General features: G+C 75.5%; 3 protein-coding genes. All 3 read right to left on the bottom strand.

Annotated features, from left to right (window positions below; all coding sequences use genetic code 11):
- Positions 1-156: 156 nt before the first annotated feature.
- A complete protein-coding gene (resB, locus tag ICW40_RS18245) occupies positions 157-1908 on the bottom strand; it encodes a cytochrome c biogenesis protein ResB (protein WP_308121902.1) in 1752 nt (583 codons plus the stop codon).
- A gap of 53 nt (positions 1909-1961) precedes the next feature.
- Entirely contained in the window at positions 1962-2795 is an 834-nt protein-coding gene (locus ICW40_RS18240; protein ID WP_221655421.1) for a cytochrome c biogenesis CcdA family protein, read from the bottom strand.
- Between the two features lie 2 nt (positions 2796-2797).
- Positions 2798-3397 (bottom strand): TlpA family protein disulfide reductase (locus tag ICW40_RS18235; RefSeq protein WP_260459431.1); only part of this gene is annotated, 600 nt, incomplete at its 5' end.

The following is a 3397-nucleotide window of genomic DNA, read 5'->3' as shown; positions in this document are numbered from 1 at the left end:
GCGGTCGCCCCCGCACCGCGCGTCGACGCGCCCACGAGCGCCGGCGCGGCGACGGCCGCGCCCCGCGTCTCCGCGAGCCGCGAGAGGTCGATCGCGAACGCGACGAGCGCGACGGCGTACGCGGTCGTCGCCCCCCACACCAGCAGCGTGCTCAGCTCACCGAGACTCATCGTCCTGCCCTTCAGGATGGTCACCGCGGACCTGGTCCATGACCCGCGCGAGCTCGTCCGCCAGGCCGACGTCGTCACCGCGGGCCAGCGCGGCACCGGCCACCACTGTACGGCGGGTGCCGGAGCCGTCCGCGCCCCGTGCGGCCGCTGCCTCGCCGCCGTCGGTCGCGTCGCGGCCCTCGGCGCCCTCGGCCGCCGGCGTGATCCGCAGCCACACCCGCCGCCGCGGCGTGAACAGCGAGACCGCCAGGCCGACGAGGCAGCCGATCGCGCACGCGAGGATCCACGGCAGCGCCGGGTCGTGCCGAAGGTCGAGCGCGACGAAGCGCGGCAGCCCCTCCCACGTGATGGTCCCCAGCCCGTCCGGCAGCTCGACCGTCTGACCCGGCTCGACGAACAGCGTCACGGCCGTGCCGTCGTCCTCCGTGGCCTGCGTCATCGCGTCGGTGTCGAGCTCGTAGACGTTCTGCGGGATCCCCTCGTCCAGCCCGAGGTCGCCCGACCACACGCTCAGGACGAGCAGCGGCTCGTCGGGCTGGGGATGCACCGACGCGGCGCCGATCGGGCTGACCACCGCCGTCGGGAGCAGCACACCCTGGAGGCCGATCTGCTCGCCGGTCGTCACGTCGGGGACCTTGATGACCCCGTTCGACGTGTAGACGGCGTCCTGCGGCAGGAAGGGCACCGGCCCCGCGAACGCGACCTCGCCCGCGGCGTCGCGCACCACGACGTCGGGCGCGTAGCCGTTGCCCTGCAGGTAGACCTTCGCGGCGCCGGCCGAGAGCGGGTGGTTGACCTTGATGGTCTCGGCGCGCGGCTCGGCGCCCGGCTCGGCGAGCGTGACCTCGGCGGTGAAGTCACGCGGCCGCGCGTCGGCCGTGAACTCCGCGCTGAACCGGTCGAGCGTCATGGTGAACGGCACGAGGGAGCGCGGGTCGAACGCGGTGCCCGCGCGGAACGTGTCGTAGGCGGTCACCGCGTTGGCGAAGCCGCGGCCCTCGACGACGATCGCCTGACCGCGGTAGTGCAGCAGCTGACCGGTCGCGACCGAGACGAGGATCCCGAGCAGCGCGAGGTGGAACAGGATGTTGCCGCTCTCGCGCAGGTACCCGCGCTCGGCGCTGACCGTCGCGCCGCCGCCGGGCTGCCGCTCGACGTCGACCCGGAACCGCGGCAGGCGCGGGACCCGCCCGACGAGTACGACGCGCGCCCGCTCGACGACGTCGTCCACGGACGCGTCCGTCGTGACCTCGTCGTGCACCCCGAACCGCTCGAAGCGCCGCGGCGCGCGCGGCGGACGGGCGCGGACCGCCCGCAGGTGGGCACGCAGCCGGGGCAGGATGCACCCGACGAGCGAGACGAACAGCAGCAGGTACACGGCCGAGAACCACACCGACGCGTACACGTCGAAGAACCCGAGCCGGTCCAGCCACGGGCCGAGCGTCGCGTTGTCCTCGAGGTAGCGCGCGACGGCGGCCGGGTCCTGAGGACGCTGCGGCAGCACCGATCCCGGCACCGCCACGACCGCGAGCAGCATGAGCAGCATGAGCGCGACCCGCATGCTCGTCAGCTGGCGCCAGACGAAGCGGAGCGTGCCGACGACGCCGAGTCGCGGCAGCTGGGGCGCATCGCCCGCCGTCGCGGCACGGCCGGCGTCCGCACCGCCTCCGCCCGTACCGTCGGCGTCCGTGGCGTCCGCGTCAGCGGCGTTCACCTCGACGTCGTCGGCCTCGGTCACCAGGCCCTCGGGGCGATAGGCAGGCCGGTCCCCGGTGCGCGCGCGGTCGGGCGTCACAGGACCGTCTCGAATCCGCTGACCAGTCCCTGGAGCGACTGCGTCCACACGCCCCACAGCCCGGTGACCAGCGCGAGCCCGACGGCGACGAGCACACCGCCGCCGATGCGCATGACGGCGACGCGGTGCCGGCGCAGGAAGCCGAGCGCGCGCTGCGAGCGCTCGAGCCCGAGGGCGACGAGCAGGAACGGCAGACCGAGCCCGACGCAGTACGCGACGGAGAGCACGGCGCCGCGCCCGGCCGAGGCGCCGTCGAGCGCGAGCGTGTAGACGGCGACGAGCGTGGGGCCGATGCACGGTGCCCAGCCGAGCCCGAAGACCACGCCCAGCAGCGGCGCACCCCACAGGCCTGCGCGCGGCGCGAGGTGCAGCCTGCGCTCCGTCCGCCCGAACGGCAGCCAGCCGAGGAACGCGAGGCCCATGACCACGACGACGACGCCGAGCACGCGTGTGACGACGTCGCTCCACTGGACGAGGGCGGCCCCGAGGGACCCGGCGAGCACGCCGAACGCGACGAAGACGAGCGTGAAGCCCGCGACGAACAGGCCGACGCCCGCGAGCAGGCGGCCACGGCCGACGGCGGCCAGCGTGGGCGCGGGCGCCGTCGTGGTGGCGACACCTCCACCCCGCGGCGCGGGGGGCGCGGGCGCCGCCGCCCGGCTCGCGCCCGCCATGCCCGTGACGTAGCCCAGGTAGCCGGGCACGAGCGGCAGCACGCACGGCGAGGCGAACGAGACGAGGCCCGCGAGGACCGCGAGGGGCACCGCGAGCAGCATCGAGCCGCCGAGCACCGTGCCCGTGACGTCGGCGACGAGACCCCCGAGCCCCATGGTCAGACCGGCTCGGCGAGCACGTCGTCGAGGAGGGCCCGCAGCGTGGACGGGTCGACCCGGCCCAGGATGCGCGCGGCGACGTCGCCCTCGCGGTCGAGGACCACGGTCGTCGGGACGGCCTGGAGCGGGACGATCCCCTGCAGCGCGGCGACGGCGGCGTCGTCGACGTCGTGCACCGAGGGGTACGGCACCTCGAAGGTGCGCTCGAACGGCTGGGCCGCGCCGGGGTCGTCGGTCGCGTTGATGCCGAGGAACTGGACGCCCTGGTCTGCGTACTCGTTCGCGATCTCGACGAGGTCCGGCGCCTCGGCACGGCACGGCGGGCACGCGGCGTACCAGGTGTTGAGGACGACGACGTCGCCCCGCCACGCCGTCACGTCCACGGGTGCGCCCGCGTAGTCGGTGCCCGTGATCTCGACCGGTCCGGTGCGGTCGCCCGCCGGCCACGTGGTGACCGACCGGTCCCCCGAGACGTAGCCCGCCTCCTCGCCGCTGTCGGTCCAGCCGCCGTCGACGCCCTGCCCGCACGCCGCGAGCGCGCCGAGCGCGAGGACCGACGCGGCGGCCGCGAGCCACCGGCGTGCGCGCTGCCGGCCGAC

Origin of the sequence: Actinotalea ferrariae (assembly GCF_019733465.1) — a bacterium.
Classification (GTDB): Bacteria; Actinomycetota; Actinomycetes; order Actinomycetales; family Cellulomonadaceae; genus Actinotalea; species Actinotalea ferrariae_A.
This window is presented reverse-complemented; position numbering and strand designations above follow the sequence as displayed.